Origin of the sequence: Streptomyces sp. NPDC048331, from assembly GCF_043201215.1 — a bacterium.
In the GTDB taxonomy this organism is placed as follows: domain Bacteria; phylum Actinomycetota; class Actinomycetes; order Streptomycetales; family Streptomycetaceae; genus Streptomyces.
Window position 1 is genome coordinate 233,226 of sequence record NZ_JBICYT010000005.1, and the last position, 18,160, is coordinate 251,385.

Annotated in this window: 17 protein-coding genes and 2 tRNA genes; 8 read left to right on the forward strand and 11 right to left on the reverse strand. The window is 70.9% G+C overall.

The genetic code is table 11. The features are described 5' to 3' along the window. Positions 1-131: 131 nt before the first annotated feature. Positions 132-1,520 carry a trigger factor gene (tig, locus tag ACGFYY_RS11070; RefSeq protein WP_365267563.1) on the reverse strand — a complete coding sequence of 463 codons (1,389 nt, stop codon included), beginning with the start codon at positions 1,518-1,520 and terminating at the stop codon, positions 132-134. 164 nt (positions 1,521-1,684) lie between these two features. Then, positions 1,685-1,761: transfer RNA gene (locus ACGFYY_RS11075), tRNA-Pro, on the reverse strand. A 167-nt stretch (positions 1,762-1,928) separates the two neighbouring features. Between ACGFYY_RS11075 and ACGFYY_RS11080 the strand changes: the two genes are divergently transcribed. Both ACGFYY_RS11080 and ACGFYY_RS11085 read left to right on the forward strand, forming a co-directional pair. Beyond that, positions 1,929-1,999: transfer RNA gene (locus tag ACGFYY_RS11080), tRNA-Gly, on the forward strand. A 193-nt stretch (positions 2,000-2,192) separates the two neighbouring features. After that, complete coding sequence (locus tag ACGFYY_RS11085; protein WP_393708306.1) at positions 2,193-2,654, forward strand: hypothetical protein; 462 nt, start codon at positions 2,193-2,195, stop codon at positions 2,652-2,654. 52 nt (positions 2,655-2,706) lie between these two features. Here the strand turns inward: ACGFYY_RS11085 and ACGFYY_RS11090 are convergent, their stop codons facing one another. The 4 genes from ACGFYY_RS11090 to ACGFYY_RS11105 all read right to left on the reverse strand — a co-directional run bounded on the left by ACGFYY_RS11090 (position 2,707) and on the right by ACGFYY_RS11105 (position 5,888). After that, positions 2,707-3,255 (reverse strand): TIGR04222 domain-containing membrane protein, encoded by a 549-nt coding sequence (locus tag ACGFYY_RS11090; RefSeq protein WP_393708308.1) that lies wholly within the window; start codon positions 3,253-3,255, stop codon positions 2,707-2,709. Between the two features lie 403 nt (positions 3,256-3,658). Next, positions 3,659-3,853, reverse strand: a complete 195-nt coding sequence (locus tag ACGFYY_RS11095; RefSeq protein ID WP_030008564.1) for a membrane protein — start codon at positions 3,851-3,853, stop codon at positions 3,659-3,661. Between the two features lie 176 nt (positions 3,854-4,029). Further along, positions 4,030-4,485 (reverse strand): HD domain-containing protein, encoded by a 456-nt coding sequence (locus ACGFYY_RS11100; RefSeq protein WP_365267560.1) that lies wholly within the window; start codon positions 4,483-4,485, stop codon positions 4,030-4,032. Beyond that, positions 4,482-5,888, reverse strand: coding sequence for a pyridoxal phosphate-dependent decarboxylase family protein (locus tag ACGFYY_RS11105; RefSeq protein WP_393708311.1), 1,407 nt, complete (start codon positions 5,886-5,888; stop codon positions 4,482-4,484). Before ACGFYY_RS11105 ends, ACGFYY_RS11100 begins: the two co-directional genes overlap by 4 nt. Positions 5,889-5,970: 82 nt before the next feature. Between ACGFYY_RS11105 and ACGFYY_RS11110 the strand changes: the two genes are divergently transcribed. Then, positions 5,971-6,591 carry a DUF4232 domain-containing protein gene (locus ACGFYY_RS11110; RefSeq protein ID WP_393708312.1) on the forward strand — a complete coding sequence of 207 codons (621 nt, stop codon included), beginning with the start codon at positions 5,971-5,973 and terminating at the stop codon, positions 6,589-6,591. Between the two features lie 278 nt (positions 6,592-6,869). Here ACGFYY_RS11110 and ACGFYY_RS11115 read toward each other — a convergent pair whose 3' ends face one another. Continuing rightward, on the reverse strand, positions 6,870-8,012 hold the full coding sequence (locus ACGFYY_RS11115) for a PP2C family protein-serine/threonine phosphatase (RefSeq protein ID WP_393708314.1): 1,143 nt from the start codon (positions 8,010-8,012) through the stop codon (positions 6,870-6,872). Between the two features lie 117 nt (positions 8,013-8,129). Here ACGFYY_RS11115 and ACGFYY_RS11120 point away from each other — a divergent pair, with 117 nt between their 5' ends. Further along, complete coding sequence (locus ACGFYY_RS11120) at positions 8,130-9,365, forward strand: GNAT family N-acetyltransferase (protein WP_393708316.1); 1,236 nt, start codon at positions 8,130-8,132, stop codon at positions 9,363-9,365. Positions 9,366-9,392: 27 nt separating this feature from the next. Here ACGFYY_RS11120 and ACGFYY_RS11125 read toward each other — a convergent pair whose 3' ends face one another. Both ACGFYY_RS11125 and ACGFYY_RS11130 read right to left on the reverse strand, forming a co-directional pair. Further along, on the reverse strand, positions 9,393-10,202 hold the full coding sequence (locus ACGFYY_RS11125; protein WP_393708318.1) for an Fpg/Nei family DNA glycosylase: 810 nt from the start codon (positions 10,200-10,202) through the stop codon (positions 9,393-9,395). 79 nt (positions 10,203-10,281) lie between these two features. Further along, positions 10,282-10,767, reverse strand: coding sequence for a ribose-5-phosphate isomerase (locus ACGFYY_RS11130; RefSeq protein WP_030010996.1), 486 nt, complete (start codon positions 10,765-10,767; stop codon positions 10,282-10,284). A gap of 218 nt (positions 10,768-10,985) precedes the next feature. Between ACGFYY_RS11130 and ACGFYY_RS11135 the strand changes: the two genes are divergently transcribed. Continuing rightward, on the forward strand, positions 10,986-12,419 hold the full coding sequence (locus tag ACGFYY_RS11135; protein WP_393708321.1) for an amino acid permease: 1,434 nt from the start codon (positions 10,986-10,988) through the stop codon (positions 12,417-12,419). Positions 12,420-12,494: 75 nt separating this feature from the next. Here the strand turns inward: ACGFYY_RS11135 and ACGFYY_RS11140 are convergent, their stop codons facing one another. Next, on the reverse strand, positions 12,495-13,079 hold the full coding sequence (locus ACGFYY_RS11140) for a biotin transporter BioY (RefSeq protein ID WP_352042846.1): 585 nt from the start codon (positions 13,077-13,079) through the stop codon (positions 12,495-12,497). Between the two features lie 285 nt (positions 13,080-13,364). On the opposite strand from ACGFYY_RS11140, the gene ACGFYY_RS11145 reads away from it, so the two are divergent. Continuing rightward, a complete protein-coding gene (locus tag ACGFYY_RS11145) occupies positions 13,365-14,771 on the forward strand; it encodes an amino acid permease (RefSeq protein WP_393708323.1) in 1,407 nt (468 codons plus the stop codon). Between the two features lie 64 nt (positions 14,772-14,835). Here ACGFYY_RS11145 and ACGFYY_RS11150 read toward each other — a convergent pair whose 3' ends face one another. Next, the gene (locus tag ACGFYY_RS11150) at positions 14,836-15,630 is read right to left on the reverse strand and encodes an SDR family NAD(P)-dependent oxidoreductase (RefSeq protein ID WP_393708325.1); all 795 of its coding nucleotides are present in this window, start codon (positions 15,628-15,630) and stop codon (positions 14,836-14,838) included. A 173-nt stretch (positions 15,631-15,803) separates the two neighbouring features. Between ACGFYY_RS11150 and ACGFYY_RS11155 the strand changes: the two genes are divergently transcribed. Further along, entirely contained in the window at positions 15,804-17,204 is a 1,401-nt protein-coding gene (locus ACGFYY_RS11155; RefSeq protein ID WP_393708327.1) for an amino acid permease, read from the forward strand. A 171-nt stretch (positions 17,205-17,375) separates the two neighbouring features. Then, complete coding sequence (locus ACGFYY_RS11160; RefSeq protein ID WP_030016698.1) at positions 17,376-18,032, forward strand: superoxide dismutase; 657 nt, start codon at positions 17,376-17,378, stop codon at positions 18,030-18,032. Positions 18,033-18,160 lie beyond the last annotated feature (128 nt).

Genomic DNA, 18,160 nt, shown 5'->3' on the forward strand with positions numbered 1-18,160 from the left:
CCATCCCGCTTCCCGAACTGTTCGCTCGGAGCGCAAGCTCCAAGGGCCCTACGGGACCTGTGCCGAAGGGCCCGGACACGACGGTGTCCGGGCCCTTCGGGGCACTGCTCGGTGGGCTTCAGCCCGAGGTGTTACTTGGCCTCGTCGGCCTTGACCTCGTCGTCGCCGTCGACGGCGGCCTCGACGGTCTCGGCGGCCTGCTCCTCGTCCTCGTCGGACAGGTCCACGACCTCACCGTTGGTGTCGACGACCTTGGCGGCCTCGACGACGACCGCGAGGGCCTTACCGCGGGCGACCTCGCCGACCAGCATCGGAACCTGGCCACCCTCGACCACGGCCTGGGCGAACTGGTCGGGGGACATGCCGGAGGAAGCGGCGCGGCGCATGAGGTGCTCGGTGAGCTCCTCCTGGTCGACGCCCAGCTTCTCCTTGTTGACCAGCGCGTCGAGGACGAACTGGGTCTTGATGCCCTTGATCGCCTGCTCGGAGGTCTCGGCGTCGAACTCCTCGACCGTCTTGCCCTGGAACTCCAGGTACTTCTCGATGGTCAGACCCATCTGGCCGAGCTGGTGGTGCTCCAGGTTGTGCTTGCGGGTCTGGACCTCGTCCGCGAGGAGCTTCTCGGGGATCGGGACCTCGACGAGCTCCAGCAGCTTCTCCAGGACGCGCTCCTGGGCCTGCGTGGCCTGGTCGTACTGCTTCATGTTCTCGAGGCGCTTGCGGCTGTCCGCCTTGAGGTCCTCGAGGGTGTCGAACTCGCTCGCCATCTGCGCGAACTCGTCGTCCAGCTCCGGGAGCTCCTTGGCGGAGACCTTGGTGACCTTGACGGTGACCTCGGCGTCCTTGCCCTCGGCGGAGCCGCCCTTCAGCTGCGAGGTGAAGGTGGCCTCGCCGCCGGCCTCCAGGCCGGTCACGGCCTCGTCGATGCCCTCGAGGAGCTCGCCCGAGCCGATGGTGTAGGAGACGTCGGAGGCGACGCCGTCGGGCAGCACCTCGCCGTCGACCTTGGCCTCGAGGTCGATGGTGACGACGTCACCCTCGGCGGCGGCGCGCTCGACGTCCTGGGTGGACGCGAAGCGGCCGCGCAGCTGCTCGACGGACTTCGCGACGTCCTCGTCGGAGACCTCGATGGCGTCGACCTCGACCTCGATGCCGGAGTAGTCCGGGATCTCGATCTCGGGACGGACGTCGACCTCGGCGGTGAAGGCGAGGACCTCGCCGTCCTTCAGCTCGGTGATGTCCACGTCCGGCTGACCCAGCGGGTTCAGGTCGGCCTCGTTGACGGCCTCGGTGTAGAACTTCGGGAGCGCGTCGTTGACGGCCTCCTCCAGCACCGCACCGCGGCCGAAGCGCTGGTCGATGACGCGGGCCGGGATCTTGCCCTTACGGAAGCCCTTCACCGTGACCTGCTGGTTGATCTTCTTGTACGCCGCGTCGAGGCTGTCCTTGAGCTCCTCGAAGGGCACCTCAACAGTGAGCCGAACCCGAGTCGGGTTCAGGGTCTCCACGGCGCTCTTCACGGTTCGGTCTCCTTGTGGCTGACTGCTGGGGATTCTGCCGTCACGCTGTGATTCAGCGGTTCAGCGGACTTCGGCCCGGTACATCAGACACACGGGCACGCAGCTTGCATAGTAACCGCAAGCGGCAATCAGCCCACAACGCGATCTTGTGGAGACACTGCTGATGGTCGGGGTGGCCGGATTCGAACCGACGACCTTCCGCTCCCAAAGCGGACGCGCTACCAAGCTGCGCCACACCCCGTCGGTGCGACACGTAGGGTACATGCCTGGAGACACTCTGATGCGCGGGGTTTCCCGAGGTATTTCGGCGGACCGTCGCCACGGCGTCGAATGTGGTGTGCATCCACCGGGAGCGACCCGCTAGGATGCTGTCCGTGCCAAAGTCCCCGGACCTGCGGCGCGCGCGTTGCGGGTGTAGCTCAATGGTAGAGCACTAGTCTTCCAAACTAGCTACGCGGGTTCGATTCCCGTCACCCGCTCAGAAGTACGAAGGGCCAGGTCAGAGGACGTTTCCTCGACCTGGCCCTTCGTCGTTCCCGGGGTCCGGCGCCGTGTGCTGCGGCGAGTCCTCCGCTCCGGAGGACTCGCCGAGAGCCCGGGCCCCCGTCCCGGTCGTGCACGTACAGTCGGCGCGTCACTCGAGTACAGCGGACAACCGACCGAAGAGGCACCGTGCAATACGTGGTCGTCGAACAGCAGGGACGCGGGACGTACTGGCACAGCCCCCACGCCTACCTCGACGAGTTGCCCGAGCTCGCGCCGGCCCTCCCGCCCGGGGCGCGTGCGTTCGCCACGCATCCCGAGCACTACGACTTCTCGGCACCGCGGTGCGTGAAGGACCTCCGCCCGCTGGCTCTGCCTTCCGCAGACCCGGCACCGGAGCACTGCGAGATCCGTTTCGCCTGGTCAGGTGGTCAGGACGAGGTGCTCACGATCCGCTACAGCGGTGTCCGCCTCATCGAGATCGCGGCTGACGACGGTGGCGGTGTCGAGCTGTCCGACCACAACAGCGTGCGTCTGGACGAGGTTCTGCCGCATGAGGCGGGCTGCTCCCATGAACTGCGGCTCACGACCGCGACCGTGCGGATCGTGTGCGCGGATCTCGTGGCGGAGTGGGCACCGATGGGTGAGTGAGGTGCCCCGGCCCCGGCCTCGTCGCTCGACCTCGCGAGGACGACTCTGAGCCTCAGTCTCCGCCGCCCCCGCCGTCGCCTCCCCCACAGCTGTGGCCGCCGCCCGTGGTGTCGGAGTCGTCTTCGAGGGCTTTGCCCATGCGGCGCAGGGTGCGGCCGAGGCCGTCGGGGAGGGTGTGCGCGCCGTGCAATCCGGCTCGGACGGGGCCCGGGGCGAGGGCTGAGGTGCCTTCGAGTACGTACGCGGGAAGGGTGCCCTCCGATGCCGCCGCCAGCTGCCGGCGCCCCGTCCGGGTGGGCCGTCGGGGCCAGTTGCGTACGAGGCCGAGGTGGACGAGCCGACGGACGAGGGCGTCGAGCTCCTCGCAGTGCCTGAGGTCCGCGAACACCTCCTCGACGCGCTTGCTGCGCGGGCACGCGGCGATCACCGCGCGTTCGACCGGATGCGGAGGATGTTCCGCGTCGACGACGCGGAGCCGGGCGGCCCGCAGGGACAGCGTCCCCCTCTCGACGAGCGCGATGATCGCGCTCTCCATGACCCGCTGCTCGCCACCGGCGAGGTAGGCGTGGTCGTACGGGTCCAGTGCCGCACCGCCACTCACCGTCTCCCCCTTTCGGACACCATGTCCGCATGGTCACCCGGAGGTGGAGGTTCCGGCCCGCCCCCAGGCGTACTCAGAGGTTTTGTTGAGCTTGGCGTACTCCGCCGTCGTTACCTCCCACCAAGTCGGCTCCCGACCTGGCCTGTTCGCCGGCGACCGGGGGTGGGGAATGTGAACGGCACATCGATGGTGGGCGTCTCCGGCGGGCGCCGTTCGGGGCCGCCCGCGGCCGTGGGGGCGGTTACGGCGGGTGCAGCCGCCGTGTTCTTCCTGGCGCTAACGCTCTTGGCGGCGAGGCATCGGCGGCGGTCCGCGGAGCCTCGCGGCCGGCGCGATCCCCGCGGGCCCTCCGCCCCGGCGGAGGGACACGCCTGACCCTGCGGCTCGGATCGGCCGCCCGGGGTCAGAGCTTGATGTTCGCGATCATCGTCGCGAGGGAGTTCAGGAAGCGGTTCACGTCGTCCGCGATCGAGCTGGACGCGAGGAAGAAACCGAACAGGGCCGCGACGATGGCGGGGCCCGTCTTGATGTGGTTGCCGCGGATCAGCACCACCAGGATGACCGCCAACAGAACCACCACTGACAGCGAAATGGCCACTACTGATCACACCTTCGGTCGTCCCCTGGTCGGCCCGGGGCGCACGGCCAGGCACACCCCCACATGGACCATCCTCCCACCAACGGGCCTCGGCTATACGCCCCGTGACGAATAGCCGTGGTTCCGTTTCCGCCAACCCCTCGTACGACCGGAAGATTTCGAGCGCGGGACACGGGTCACGGGGTGGTGAGGCCGAGGAGGGAACGGATATTCGCATACTTTACGGACAGCCGCTCGCGCGTGGGAGCGTCGAGCACGGAGAGCCGTACGGGGTCCGCGTTGTGCGCGAGGTCGGCCTCCTTGATCAGCAGGGCGCCCGGGGTGGCCAGGATGCGGGCCGCGTACCGCTCGACCGGTTCGCCCGGGCGTTTGGTGACCGCCAGGACCATCTCCTTCACCGACTGCGGGAGGGCCGCCGAATCCAGCCAGGTGAGGCTGAGGGCCTCGTCCTCGATGGCGTCGTGGAGCCAGGCGGCCGCCTGCTGTTCGGCGGTGCCGCCGCGCAGCCGTACGCCTTCGGCCACGGCCGCGAGGTGTTCGGCGTACGGCCTGCCGGCCTTGTCGGTCTGGCCCTCGTGCGCGCCGCGCGCCAGGGCCTCGACCTCGATCAGAGTCAGGGGGCTGTCCGTCATGCGATCTCCCTTGCCGCCGCGCCGAGTGCCTCCGCTGCCCGGCGTACGTCCGCCTGCGTGGTACGCCAGTTGGAGAACGCGGCACGCAGGCCGGCGGTTCCCTCGTAGACCGTGGGAGTGACGAACACCTCGCCGGCCACCGCCTCGCGCAGGGCGGCGAGGCGCTCCGGGGTGGGGGCCTCGGCGAGGGTGAAACAGACGACGTTCAGGCGGACCGGGGCGAGGAGGGTGAGGGCGGTGTCCGCCTCCACGGCGGCGCCCAGGGCACGGGCGCAGGCGATGTCGCGTTCGACGATCTCCCGGTGGCCCTGACGTCCGTACGCGCGGAGCGTGAACCAGGCGGCGAGGGCCCGCAGCCGGTGGGAGTTCTCGGGGGTGAGGTGGACGAGGTCGGGGTGCTCGCCGAGCGGGCCGAGGTAGGCGGCGGCGTTCTGGAACACGCGGGCCTGCAGATCGCGGCGGCGGGTGAACTGGACCGCGCTGTCGTAGGGGACGTTGAGCCATTTGTGCAGGTCGACGCAGACGGAGTCGGAGGCGTCCAGGCCGTCGGCGAGGTGCGCGTGCTCCGGGGAGAGCGCGGCGAAGGCTCCGAACGCGGCGTCGGTGTGCAGCCAGAAGTCGTGGCGCTCGCGCAGGGTTTCGATCGCCCGGAGGTCGTCGAAGTCGACGGTGTTGACGGTGCCGGCGTTGGCGACGACTACGGCCGGTCCGGGGGTGTCGGCCAGCGCCCGCTCCAGGGCGGCCGGGTCGACGGCCTCGCGGCCGGGCAGGGTGGGCACGCGGACCAGGGAGTTGCGGCCGAGGCCCAGGACGGAGAGGGCCTTGCCGATCGAGGAGTGCGGGGCTCCGGAGAGCACGCGGACCGGGCCGAGCGCCCCCGCGCCGTCGTCGGCGGGCGAGACGCCGAGGCGTTCGCCGAGCCATTCGCGGGCGATGGCGAGGCCGGTGGTGTTGGACATGGTGGCGCCGGAGACGAAGGTGCCGGAGTGGGCGGCGCTCAGGCCGAAGAGGTCGCGCAGCCAGCCGACGGTCTCGCGTTCGAGGTCCTGGCCGCCGCCGTCGAGGGCGGAGTTGGAGTTCTGGTCGTGGACGGCGGTGAGCCAGTCCCCGGCGAGGGCGGCCGGGGTGGCGCCTCCGGTGACGAAGCCGAGGTAGCGCGGTCCCGCGGAGGCCGACAGCCGCGGCTCCCAGCGGTCGCGGAACGCGGCGAGCGCGGCGTCCGTGCCGGTGGCGTGCTCCGGAAGTCCTTCGGAGGCGGACGGCCCCCCGGCGGACGGCCCCCCGGCGGCCGACGGTACGACGGGACGCGCGTCCAGCGTGGCGAGCGCGTCGGCGGCCGCGGCGCGGGTGGCGTCGAGGAGTTCGGGGAGGCGGGCGAGGTCGGCGGCGAGCGTGCGGTCCATGGGGGCACGGTAGGCGCGGCCCGGTCCGCGGGGGCGGGCCAATCCACGGGAATTGGCCCGCGTGTCGTCGTAGGCTCGCCGGATGATCACGAAGCGGCGGACGAGGCGACGGATACCGGCCCTGGCCCTGGTGGGGGTGCTGGCGGGTACGGCGGCGGGTACGGCGGGGTGCTCGACGCCTCCGGCACCGAGGGCGGCGCCCACGCCGACCGCGGTGAGCGGGACGGCGAGGCCGGCGCCCGACCGGAGCGCCCCGGCGCGGGCCTGCCCCGAAGGCGGGATGCGGCTCGTCGAGCTCGGCGGGGACGCGGCGATGGGACTGCGGGTGGCGAGCTTCCAGCTGATCAACTGCGGGACGCGGCCGTACGTACTGGAGGGCTACCCGCGGCTCACGCTGCGCGACGACCACGACGACCAGTTGGAGGTCTCGGTGGAGCACGGGTCGGCGGGGATCACGACGGGCATCCCGAACCTGGACGCGGCACCGCAACCGGTGACGCTGGCGCCGGGGCAGGCGGCCTCCTTCGGGATCGTGTGGCGCAACCTCGTCACCGACGGCACGGTGGTGGCCGCCACCGCGTGGAACGTGGAGGTCGAGCCCAAGCCCGGCGCGCCCCGGCTGTCGCTGCGGCTCTCCGAGCCGGTGGACCTCGGGAACACCGGAAAGCTGGGGCTCGGCCCGTGGCAGCCGCTGGTCCGTTGAGCCTCGGTCGGCGGCGGGTTCGTCGGTGAAGATCACGTCGGGCCGGGTGACGAGGGCTCGGGCGACGACCACGCGCCGCTGCCGGGCGCAGGACAGCTCGGCGGGGCGGCCGAGGCGGCCGCGGCGGAGCGCGGTGAGCCGGACCAGCCCCTCGGTGGGGAGGTCGAGTCCGGTGGCGGTGGATCTGCCCGAGTCCGAGCGTTCCATGACGGCCGCCGTGTCGAACCGGCCCTGCGGCTCCGGCGGGGTGTCCCGGTGCCGCCGTTCGTTGCCCGCGCTCAGGCGGAGCGGCGGATGAGCAGCAGGGCGCGGTCGTCGTTGACGTCCTTGGCGACCTTCTCGATGAGGTGCCAGGCCGCGCCGTCCCAGCCGGCGGCGACGTAGCGGTCGGCCTCGCCGGTGAGGCGGTCGATGCCCTCGCTGATCTCCCGGTCCGAGGTCTCGACCAGGCCGTCGGTGAAGAGCATCAGGACGTCGCCGGGGCGCAGGTTACCGCGGGCGGGGGTGAACTCGGCGCCGTCGTAGACGCCGAGCAGCGGGCCCTCGCCGGACTTCTCCTGCCAGCGGCCGGTGCCCGCCGAGAGTTGGAGGGCGGGGAGGTGGCCGGCCGAGAGGAGTTCGTAGTCGCCGGTCTCCAGGTCCAGGACGAGGTGGATGGAGGTGGCGAAGCCCTCGTCCCAGTCCTGGCGGAGCAGGTATCCGTTGGCGGCGGGCAGGAAGCCGTGGGCGGGCAGCGCGCCGAGCAGCCCGCCGAAGGCGCCGGACAGCAGCAGGGCCCGGGAGCCGGCTTCCATGCCCTTGCCGGAGACGTCGGTCAGGACGATCTCCAGGGTCCGGCCGCCGTTGGTGCGGGCCGCGACGACGAAGTCGCCGGAGAAGGACTGGCCGCCGGCCGGGCGCAGGGCCATCTCACGGTGCCAGCCGCGCGGGAGGGCGGGCAGTTTGCTCTGCACGCGGATGCGTTCGCGCAGGTCGAAGAGCATGGTGCCGCCGCGCCGCCAGGGCACGCCGACGCGACTGCGGAACTGGGCGATGACCAGGCCGAAGAACCCGCAGGCCGCGACCACCAGCACGGTGCCGGGGGTGACTCTCGCCGGGCCTTGGGTGTACGGGCCGAGGACGAGGGCCTCGACGATCAGTGCGGTCGCGGAGGCGGCGTAGAGGGCGAGGAGGCTGGCGGGGCGCAGCAGCAGGCCGCCGGCGACGATGGGCAGGACGAGCGCCGACGGCGAGAACCAGACCGGCAGCATCATCGTGCCGCAGGCGATGGCGGGGACGGTGAGCAGCAGTCCACCGAAGGCGAGCCAGTCGGAGCCGTCGCCGCGGAAGTAGTCGACGGCTGATTTGCGCAGGGCTGTGCGGCCCCGGTGCGACAGCATGCGCATCCGGGCCATGAGGGATTCCACGCGTGCTCCGGCCATTGCTTCGGGACCCTATCCATCCTGGCTGTGGATGCGCAGGGGTACCCCCGGACCGGGGGTCCGTCGATGCCCGAAAACCCTTCGACTGCGACGGAACTCCTGGGTGAGGATGGTCTGATGGCTCTTGAGATGCGCGTTTTGCAACAGGACGAGTGGGATGTCTGGTTCGATCATTTGGAACTGGCGTTCGGCGGTGTGGCCGAGCCCCCGGAGGGCCGGGAACTGCTGCGGACCCTGACGGAACCGGGGCGTTCGCTCGGCACCTGGGACGGCGAGACCTGCGTGGGCTCGGCGTCCGCCTTCAGCTTCCGGCTCTCGGTGCCGGGCGCCGCGCTGGTCCCGGCGGCGGCGGTGACCTTCGTCGGAGTCGCGCCGACCCACCGCCGGCGCGGCATCCTCACCTCGTTGATGCGGCGCCAGTTGGACGACGTCCGGGCGGCCGGTGAGCCGCTCGCCGTTCTGACGGCCTCGGACCCGGCGATCTACGGGCGCTTCGGGTACGGCACCGCCACCCACTCCTTGTCCCTGGAGATCGACACGACGCGCGTACGGCTGGACGCGCCGCCCGGGACGGACGAGGTGCGGCTGCGGCTCGCCGATCCGGAGAAGTCGCTGCCCGACTGCGAGCGGGTGTACGCGGATCTGGTGGCCCGCCGGCCGGGAGCGCCGGCCAGGCAGCCGGGCTGGGAGCGCCTGGCGATCACGGATCCGCCCGGGGAGCGGGGAGGTGCCTCCCCGCTGAAGTGCGTCGTGGCCGAGCGGGCGGACGGCGAGGTGATCGGGTACGCCCGGTACCGGGTCAAACCGGACTGGACCCCGTCGGGTTCGGACGGGACGGTCCAGGTCGAGGCCCTCGACGCGCTGGATCCGGCGGCGACGGCGGCGCTGTGGCGCTACCTGTTCTCGATCGACCTGACGTGGACCGTACGCGCCGCCAAGCGCCCGGTGGACGACCCGCTGCTGCACCTGGTGAGTGACGTCCGGCGGTCGAAGCCGACCGTGCGCGACTCGCTCCACCTGCGGCTGGTGGACCTGGCGGCGGCGCTGGAGGCGCGGACGTACGGGGCCGCGGCGGACGTGGTGATCGAGGTCGAGGACACGTTCTGCCCCTGGAACGAGGGACGGTGGCGGCTGGTCGTGGACGGCGAGGGCGCGGCCCGCTGCACCCGGTCCGCGGAGCCCGCGGACCTGGAGCTGTCGGTGCGGGAGCTGGGGTCGGCGTACCTGGGCGGGATCACCCTCACTTCCCTGGCCGCGGCCGGACTGGTGCGGGAGCTGCGCCCGGGCGCGCTGACGGAGGCCTCGCGGGCCTTTGCCGGTGACGTGGCGCCGTGGCTGCCGCACGGCTTCTGACGGGATTCACGACGCGCCCCGCCCGCGTCAGCGGGACTGGCAGCCGGGGCACCAGAAGAGGTTGCGGGCGGCGAGGTCCGCGGTGCGGATCTCGCCCCCGCAGATGTGGCAGGGCATGTTCGCCCTCCGGTAGACGTACACCTCACCGCCGTGGTCGTCGACGCGCGGCGGCCGGCCCATCGCCTGGGGCAGGTGCTCGTCGCGGACGGTGTCGATGCGGTTGTTGCGCACGCCTTCGCGCATCAGGGCCGCCAGGTCGGCCCACATGGCGTCCCACTCGGCGCGGGTGAGGTCCTTGCCCTGGCGGTACGGGTCGATGCCGTGCCGGAAGAGGACCTCGGCGCGGTAGACGTTGCCGACGCCCGCGACGATCTTCTGGTCCATGAGCAGGGCGGCGACGGTGCTGCGGGAGCGGGAGATCCGGGCCCAGGCGCGGTCGGGGTCGTCGCCCCGGCGCAAGGGGTCCGGGCCGAGCCGGTCGCTTATCGCGTCCTTCTCCTCGTCGGTGATCCACGCGCAGGTGGTCGGGCCGCGCAGATCGGAGAAGTGATCGTCGTTGGCCAGGCGCAGTCGGACGGTGTCGGTGGGCGGTGGGGCGGGTGCGGGGCCGATCGCGTACTTGCCGAAGAGTCCGAGGTGGATGTGGATCCACCCGCTCTCCTTGAAGCCGAGGAAGAGGTGCTTGCCGTGGGCGTCGACGCCGTCGAGGATTCGGCCGTCGAGCAGGGCCGCGCTCTCGGCGAACCGTCCCTGGGGGCTGCTGACGGCGACCTGCCACCCGGCGAAACGGGTCAGGTGGTCCTCGGCGAGGCGGTGGATCGTATGCCCTTCGGGCACGGCGGTGCTCCTCGGAGAAGGCTTCGGGCAATGAAAGAGCCGTGCCACCCGTCCTCGGGCGGCACGGCCTGCGGCGGGGTCAGCCCTGCGGGTGGTGGGCCGGGATCGGGGGGAGCTCGCCGGTGGTCTCGTAGGCGGAGAGCATGTCGATGCGGCGGGTGTGGCGCTCCTCGTCGGAGTACGGGGTCGCCAGGAAGGCCTCGATGAAGCTGACGGCCTCGTCCTGCGTGTGCATCCGGCCGCCGACGGAGATGACGTTGGCGTTGTTGTGCTCACGGCCGAGCTGGGCGGTCTGGACGCTCCAGGCCAGGATGGCGCGGACGCCCTTGACCTTGTTCGCGGCGATCTGCTCGCCGTTGCCGGAGCCGCCGATCACGATGCCGAGGCTGCCGGCGTCGGCGGCGGTCTTCTCCGCGGCGCGGAGGCAGAACGGCGGGTAGTCGTCCACCGCGTCGTAGATGTGGGGCCCACAGTCGACGGGCTCGTGGCCGTTGTTCTTGAGCCAGTCCACCAGGTGGTTCTTGAGCTCAAAGCCGGCATGGTCGGATCCGAGGTACACGCGCATGGGACGAGTGTGGCACGAGGAGGCCCGCCGGCCCGCAGCGGGTGTCGCGTAAGTCACTTCTAAAGCTCAAGTAAACCCAAAGAACTCAGATGGGACAGGGCGGGACGGCGTCCTGGACGTTCGCACCAAGGCAACGATCCGGATTGAGGTCTTCCGTCCTGCGTTCATCTCAGGTTTGAATGCCGGGGCTCGCAACCCGAGAACCTAAGGATCCGTCCATGAGCTCCACGACGACCCTTCAGAAGGAAGGCGGCCCCACCGGGAACCCCGGTGACGGCCTGCCCTCCGACGGTCTGAAGGCCGGTCTCAAGAACCGCCACCTGTCCATGATCGCCATTGGCGGCGTCATCGGCGCCGGCCTCTTCGTCGGTTCCGGTGGCGGCATCGCCAAGGCCGGCCCCGCCATCCTGATCTCCTACGCGCTCGTCGGCGCGATGGTCGTCTTCGTGATGCGCATGCTCGGCGAGATGGCCGCCGCCAGCCCGAACTCGGGCTCCTTCTCGGCCTACGCCGACCGCGCGCTCGGCCGCTGGGCGGGCTTCTCCATCGGCTGGCTCTACTGGTTCTTCTGGGTCGTCGTGCTCGCGGTGGAGGCCACCGCCGGTGCCGCCATCCTGGAGAACTGGATCCCGGCCGTCCCGCAGTGGGCCTGGGCCCTGATCGTGATGGCGGTGCTGACCGCCACCAACCTCGGCTCGGTCGCCTCCTACGGTGAGTTCGAGTTCTGGTTCGCGGGCATCAAGGTCGTCGCCATCGGCGCGTTCGTGATCGTCGGCATGCTGGCCGTCTTCGGCGTGCTGCCGGGCTCGGACAACCCGGGCGCGGGCTTCGCGCACCTCACCGACGCCGGCGGGTTCTTCCCCAACGGCTACGGCGCGGTCCTCACCGGTGTGCTGATGGTCGTCTTCTCCTTCATGGGCAGCGAGATCGTCACCCTGGCCGCCGGCGAGTCGGAGAACCCCCGCAAGGCGGTCACCCAGGCGACCAACTCCGTCATCTGGCGGATCGGCGTCTTCTACCTCGGCTCGATCTTCATCGTGCTGACCCTGCTCCCGTGGAACGACAAGTCGATCACCGAGAAGGGCTCGTACGTCGCCGCCCTGGACTCGATCGGCATCGCGCACGCCGGCACGATCATGGAGGTCATCGTCCTGACCGCCGTGCTGTCCTGCCTGAACTCGGGCCTCTACACCGCCTCCCGCATGGCCTTCTCGCTCGGTGAGCGCGGTGACGCCCCCAAGGCGTTCGCCAAGGTCAACTCCCGCGGTGTGCCGGTTGCCGCGATCCTGGGCTCCACGGTCTTCGGCTTCGTCGCCGTCTACTTCAACTACGCGTTCAAGGACACGGTCTTCAACTTCCTCCTGAACTCGTCCGGCGCCATCGCGCTCTTCGTCTGGCTGGTGATCTGCTTCACCCAGCTGCGGATGCGCGGGATCCTGGTCCGCGAGGCCCCGGAGAAGCTGACCGTGAAGATGTGGCTCTTCCCGTGGCTGACCTGGGCCACCGCCGCCCTGATCATGTTCGTGATCGGCTACATGTTCGTGGACGACGCCAACCGCGAGGTGGTCACCCTGTCCACCCTGGTCGCCGGCATCGTCGTACTCGTCGGCGTGGTCCTGGACGTCCGCCGCAAGAAGGCCCTGCAGGGCTGATCGCACGTGCACGTACGCCGGAGCCCGGCCCGCCTTCACAAGGCGGGCCGGGCTCCGGTGCGTATCGGGGGCCGCTCAGCCGCGGCGGCCGACCAGCTTCCAGGCGGTCGGCAGGGCGCCCATGGCCAGCGCGGCCTTGAGGGCGTCGCCGATCAGGAACGGGACCAGGCCCTTCGCGACGGCCACGCCCAGGGACATCCCGGTGGCGGCCATCAGGTAGGGCACGCCCACCGCGTAGATCACGGCCGAGCCCAGCACCATCAGGCCGGCCGTACGCAGCACCGAACGGTCGCCGCCGCGCCGCGCGAGGGCGCCGACGACGGTGGCGGCGAGCAGCATGCCGAGCACGTAGCCGAAGGAGGCGCCGCCCGCGCCGGAGGTCCCACCCGCGAACCACGGCACACCGGCCATGCCGACGAGGGCGTACAGCGCCAACGAGAGGAAGCCGCGGCGGGCACCGAACGCGCTGCCGACGAGCAGCGCGGCGAAGGTCTGGCCGGTGACGGGGACCGGGGAGCCGGGAACCGGAACCGCGATCTGGGCGGCCAGCCCGGTGAGCGCGGCGCCGCCGACGACGAGCGCGATGTCGCGGACGCGGCTCGCGGGCAGCAGATCGGCGAGGACGGCGCCGGGCCGGAGGGAGACGGAGGCAGTGCTCATCGGGAGGCTCCACGGGGAGGGGGTGGCGGGACGATCACCGACGCTAGTGCGCGCCCCCTCGCCGCCCCACCGTCACCCGGGACAAAGCCGCCCTCCCCACTTTGGTGGGGATACCACAAATCCTGAACGTCATCTCCGAGTCGACGTGATCCTCGTCACGAGGAAGATCAGACAACACGTCCGTTTTGCGCGGACGGCCGCCGCTCAGCCAGACTGTAGGGTCCCGCCAATCCTGATGCGGAGCCCCCACCGCCGCTGGGCCGAACGAGAGTACGAGCACCCTTCATGCGCGAGCGCCTGGAAGAAGCACCTCCCACGACGGGCGACCTGCCCGCGGAACCCCTCAGCCACAGCCTCAAGCAGCGCCACCTGACCATGCTGGGCCTCGGCGGCGTCATCGGCGCCGGCCTGTTCGTCGGCTCCGGCGCCGGCATCGGCATCGCCGGCCCCGCGATCATCTGCTCCTACCTGCTCGCGGGTGTCCTCGCGATGCTGGTGATGCGGGCGCTGGGCGAGATGTCGGCCGCGATGCCCGCCTCGGGCTCCTTCTCCGTCTACGCGGAGCGGGCGCTCGGGCGCTGGGCCGGTTTCTCGGCCGGCTGGCTGTACTGGTTCCTGATGGTCGTGGTGCTGGCCGTGGAGGCCACCGGCGCGGCGAAGATCGCGAACGGCTGGGTGCCCGCGGTCGACCAGTGGATCTGGGTGCTGCTGTTCATGGTGGTCTTCACCGTGAGCAATCTGGCCGCCGTGAAGAACTTCGGCGAGTTCGAGTTCTGGTTCGCCGCCCTCAAGGTCGGCGCGATCGTGCTCTTCCTGATCCTGGGCACTCTCGCGGTCTTCGGTCTGCTCCCGGACACGGAGCCGGTCGGCATGGCCAACCTCACCGGCCAGGGCGGTTTCTTCCCCGAGGGCTTCGGCGGTGTGGTCGCCGGCATGCTCGCCGTCATCTTCGCCTTCGGCGGCCTGGAGGTCGTCACCATCGCCGCCGCCGAGTCGGACGACCCGGCGCGGTCGGTGTCCCGGGCGGTGCGCAGCGCGGTGTGGCGCATCCTCTTCTTCTACGTCGGCTCGATGGTGGTCATCGTGACCCTGCTGCCGTGGAATTCGCTGAAGCCGGGTGAGAGCCCCTACGTCGCGGTCCTCGACTCGATCGGCATCCCGGGGGCCGGGCAGATCATGAACATCGTGGTGTTCGTGGCCCTGCTGTCGGCGCTCAACGCGAACCTCTACGGGTCCTCGCGCATGGTGTTCTCGCTGGCCGAGCGCCGCGAGGCGCCCGCGGGGCTGCTGAAGGTCTCGGGCGGCGGGGTGCCGCGCCGGGCGGTGTTCGCCTCGGTGGCCTTCGGCTTCGTGTCGGTGGTGCTCAACCTGCTGTGGCCGGACACGATCTTCCTCTACATGCTCAACGCGGTCGGCGCGGTGCTGCTGTTCGTGTGGGCGCTGATCGCCGTCTCGCAGCTGAAGCTGCGCCGCCGGATCGAGCGGGACATGCCGGAGCGGCTGACCCTGCCGATGTGGCTGTTCCCGTACGCGACCTGGGCGGCGCTGCTCGGCATGGCGGCGGTGCTGGTCCTGATGCTGTTCGACGACTCCGCGCGGCCGCAGCTGCTGTGGTCGACGGGCGCGGCCCTGCTGGTCCTCGCCGTGGCGGGCGTCCGCGAGCTGCGGGAGCGGCGCGCCCCGAAGCCCTGACCGCCCACGGCCCCGGTTCCGTACGAAGGCCCCCCGCGCATCCGGCGCGGGGGGCCTTCGCGCGTCAGGTGCGCAGGTACGAGGCTCCGTTGACGTCGAGCACGGTGCCCGAGCTCCAGCGCGCGGCGGGCGAGGCGAGGTGCAGTACGGCGGCGGCGATCTCCTGCGGGGTACCGACCCGTCCGAAGGGGCTCTGCGCCCGGATCCGCTCGCCCTCCTCCCCTTCGAGCCGCCCGGCGACCCGCTCGGTGGCCACGAAGCCGGGCGCCACGGAGGCCACGGCGATGCCGTGCGGGGCCAGCGAGACGGCGAGGGACTGGCCGAGTGCGTGCAGGGCGGCCTTGGTGGCGCCGTAGGCGGGGTGGTCGGGCTCGCCGCGGAACGCGCCGCGCGAGCCGATGTTGACGACGCGGCCCTCCCGCCGGCCCTCAATCATGCGGCGGGCGACGCAGTACGTGAGGTCGGCCGGGGCGAAGAGGTTCACGGCGGCCGTCCGCCGCCAGGCCTCCTGCCAGTCGGCGTACGAGGTCGTGGGCAGCGGGTGCGCGACCATCACGGCGGCGTTGTTCACGAGGACGTCGATGCCGCCGAGCGCTTCCTCGGTCTCGGCCGCGAGGGCTTCCACGCGGGCCGGGTCGCACAGATCGCCGGCGACGAGGACGTGGCCCTCGCCCGGCAGGTCCGCGAGGGTGCGCTCGGCGTCCGCCTGCCGGACCGTGCAATGCACCGCCACCCGGTCGCCCCGCTCGGCGAAGGCCGTGGCGATGGCCCGCCCGATGCCCCGTGAGGCCCCGGTGACGAGCACCCCCCGGCCCGTGGCGGCCAGTTCCCGTATGCCGTGGTCCATTCGTTCCGCCACCGCTCGTCCCCCTGTCGTCCCCGTACCCGCATCCTGTCGGCAGCGTACGGGGATGATCACGGCCGGTCATCCGGTTGTCCGGATAGCGGACGCCAACCATCCGAAGATCGGACAGGGGTGAGACTGGCGCACCTCATCACGTCCCCCCGCACAACCGGACAGGCGCACCCTCAATGAGCCAGAGCACCCTGACACCTCCCGAAGCACCGCAGACCGACGCCGGATCACCCCTCGGCAACGGACTCAAGCAGCGCCACCTCTCGATGATCGCGCTCGGTGGCGTCATCGGCGCCGGACTCTTCGTCGGCTCCGGCGCGGGCATCGCGGCCGCGGGCCCCTCGATCGTGCTCGCGTACGCCGCGTCAGGGCTGCTCGTGATGTTCGTGATGCGGATGCTCGGCGAGATGTCCGCCGCCAACCCCGCCTCGGGCTCCTTCTCCGTGCACGCGGAGCGCGCGGTCGGCCCCTGGGCCGGATTCACCGCCGGCTGGATGTTCTGGACCCTGCTCTGCGTCGGCGTGGCCATCGAGGCCATCGGCGCGGCGCACATCATGACCGGCTGGTTCCCGGGCACCCCCTCCTGGATGTGGGTGCTGGTCTTCATGGCGGTGTTCTGCGGCTCCAACCTGGCCGCCGTCTCCAACTTCGGCGAGTTCGAGTTCTGGTTCGCCGCCCTCAAGATCGGCGCGATCGCCCTCTTCCTGGGTCTGGGCGTCCTCGCCGTACTCGGTCTGCTGCCCGGCACGGACTCCCCCGGCGCCACCAACCTGCTGCACGACGGCGGCTTCCTGCCGCACGGCGTGGACGGCCTGCTCGTCGGACTGCTGGCCTCGGTCGTCGCGTACGGCGGACTGGAGACGGTGACCATCGCGGCCGCCGAGTCCGAGAACCCGGTCCAGGGCGTGGCCAAGGCCGTGCGGACCACCATGTGGCGGATCGCGATCGTCTACGTGGGCTCCATGCTGGTCATCGTCACCCTGCTGCCGTGGAACGACCCGGCGGTCACGGCGGACGGCCCGTACGCCGCGACCCTGGACCGCCTGGGCATCCCGGCCGCCGGTGAGATCATGAACGTGGTCATCCTGATCGCCCTGATGTCCGCGATGAACGCCAACATCTACGGCTCCTCGCGCATGGCCTACTCCCTCGTCTCCCGCGGCCAGGGCCCGAAGGCGCTGGGCAAGGTCAGCGGCCGGGTGCCGCGCCGGGCGGTCCTCGCCTCCTGCGGCTTCGGCTTCGTCACCGTCCTGCTGTCCTACTGGTACCCGGACACGCTGTTCGCCTGGCTGCTCAACATGGTGGGCGGGGTCATCCTGGTCGTCTGGGGCTTCATCGCCGTCTCGCAGTTCGTGCTGCGCCGCCGGCTGGAGCGCGAGGCCCCCGAGAAGCTGGTCGTGCGGATGTGGGGCTTCCCGTATCTGACCTGGGTGGCGCTGGCCGGGGTGGCCGGGGTCCTGGTGCTGATGGCCCTGGACGAGGACACGCGCGTCCAGGTGATCTTCACCGGCGGGCTCACCCTCGCCCTCGCGGCGACCGGTTACGTGATGCAGCGCCGGGCGGCGGCCCGGAGCTGACGGCTCCTCGGAAGAACGAAGAACGAAGGCGGGCCCCGTGCGAAGACACGGGGCCCGCCTTCGTCGTTCAGAGGTAACCCTTACATGTGGCCTGGAATAGATACTGCTAGCGTGCAGTTGCGCATTGATTGCAATAAGCAGTTGGCACGCTGAGGGGACCGGATATCACGCATGGCCATCTACACGCTTCCTGAGCTTCCGTACGACTACGCGGCACTGGAGCCGGTGATCAACCCGCAGATCATCGAGCTGCACCACGACAAGCACCACGCGGCCTACGTCACGGGCGCCAACAACACCCTGGAGCAGCTGGCGGAGGCACGCGACAAGGAGAACTGGGGCGCCCTCAACGGCCTGGAGAAGAACCTCGCGTTCCACCTCTCCGGCCACATCCTGCACAGCATCTACTGGCACAACATGGCCAGCCCGAAGACCGGCGAGGGCGGCGGCGAGCCCACCGCGGCCGACGGCCTGGGCGACCTGGCCGACGCGATCACCGAGTCCTTCGGCTCCTTCGCGAAGTTCAAGAAGCAGCTGACCTTCGCCTCCTCCGCCACCCAGGGCTCCGGCTGGGGCGTGCTCGCGTACGAGCCCGTCAGCGGCCGTCTGGTCGTCGAGCAGGTCTACGACCACCAGGGCAACGTGGGCGTGGCCAGCACCCCGATCCTCGTCTTCGACGCCTGGGAGCACGCCTTCTACCTTCAGTACAAGAACCAGAAGGTGGACTTCATCGAGGCCATGTGGAACGTCGTCAACTGGCAGGACGTCTCCAAGCGCTACGCCGACGCCAAGGCGAACACCCCGCTGCTGATCCCCGCCAAGGGCTGATCGCAGCACCCCGAGCCCGTCCGCCTCGTGATCGTCTTCTCAACCTTCACCAGCGGGCGTGTACAGCGGAAGACCCCCGTGAGGACGTGACTCACGGGGGTCTTCTGTGTGCCGCGCCGGCCGGGCCG